Source organism: Methylocaldum sp., from assembly GCF_035627495.1.
Classification (GTDB): Bacteria; Pseudomonadota; Gammaproteobacteria; order Methylococcales; family Methylococcaceae; genus Methylocaldum.
This window is the reverse complement of the sequence record NZ_DASPLO010000123.1, coordinates 1-1526: the sequence shown is the minus strand read 5'-3', so window position 1 is coordinate 1526 and position 1526 is coordinate 1. Positions and strand designations below refer to the sequence as shown.

Genomic DNA, 1526 nt, shown 5'->3' with positions numbered 1-1526 from the left:
ATGCAGCGGAAGGTCGCGCCGCTATCGGCCAGGGTGGTGGCCGGGGTGGTGTAGGAGGCCCCGGTGGCCCCGGCGATGTCCGCCCCATCGCGCTGCCATTGGTAGGCCAGCGGGGTGCTGCCGGTCGCTGCCACGCTGAAGGTCGCGGTCTGCCCTTCAGTCACGCTCTGGCTGGCCGGCTGAGCGGTGATGCTGGGCGGAGTGGTGGTCGTTGTAGTCGGTGTAATGACCACATTCCCAAACGTGACGTCCCCGTTAAAGGCGAGCAGTAAAACCGAGCCGTTACGGGTCGGAACATCTGAATTAAGGCTCCATTGAGCAGGCTCGGCGCTGCTTTGTGGCCAAAACTTGACGTAGACTCGGCTCATTCCCCCGGCCTGGGGTTCCGAACGAGTCTTGAGCATGTAGGTCACATTGGCCGCGGTAACTATAGGCATCTGTGCCTGAACGACTTCCCAACCACTCAGTCCACCATACGTCACGATATCCAATCGGGAATTCCCGAGCGGTCCCCGCATCCAAGCGAGCGCCTGCAGCGGCCACTCTGTTCTTGGTGATCCGCTTCCGCTGTCTTCATAGCCTTGCCAACCAATGGCAACACCAGCCCCACCGAACTGCGAGTGAATGGTGATCGGCACCGTCACTTCGTAATTGGTTAACCAAGTCTCATCGCCAATCGCGATGGTGCGATCATAACCCGTTTGGATCGTCCGGATACCTCCAGACGTCAACATCCAAAGGCCATCCGCGAATTGTGCGATGTTTTCCACCTCGAGTATGTCTGCTAATGTGCCCCAATCCGCGGTATAAGGAATAGGCCATACGTATCCAGTGCTATAGCAGGCAGTAATCGTTTTATTGGCAAGATTGCCTCGGCTATCTGTAGCCTTAATTACGACCTCATTGGGACCGATATTCAAAGTGTCGTGGTTAATCTCGATGTTGAAGTCGCCGGGCCAAACCAGCCGCCCCCCATTTCCTGTCCCTGGGCCTTTATCCGGACCTATTGCCAAGGCCAGATCAGGGCCGCCATTGAGCGAATAGGTGAGGCTGGATAGCGTCACATCCGACTGCACGTTGCCAAGAATATTGATCCATATCTGCGGGTTGCCAACGTGTCCGAAGTTTAATGAGCATGAAGCTTGAGGATCGTTATTTTCATACCAAACATCGACACTGGGTGGCGGCGGAACCCAGACATCGTTATCTAAGATGGGCGCATCCAGATTCAGGAAATAGTCGACGCTGGCGACGAACGCCGGATTCGGGGTATGGGTGCCGGCGAAGACTCCGACCTTAGTCACTGTTAGAGCCCGGGTGAAGGTGACGGCATCGGTCCAGGTGGTCCCGTCGCTGGAATAGCGATAGGTCCATTGATCCCCCGAGCGGATCACCCGTTGATAGGCCGGGATGCTGGACAGCGCCACGTTCTTGTAAACGGTGCTGCTGGCGCCATTGATGTAGGCCACGAACAACCGGGGCGAGGTCCCGTTATGCATGGTGTCGAAGCGCAGGAAGGTGTTATT

1 protein-coding gene is annotated in these 1526 nt (G+C 56.9%); it reads right to left on the bottom strand.

What is annotated here, in order from left to right:
* The coding region (locus VEB01_RS09730; protein WP_324874949.1) for an immunoglobulin domain-containing protein at positions 1-1526 on the bottom strand (1526 nt) is incomplete at both ends.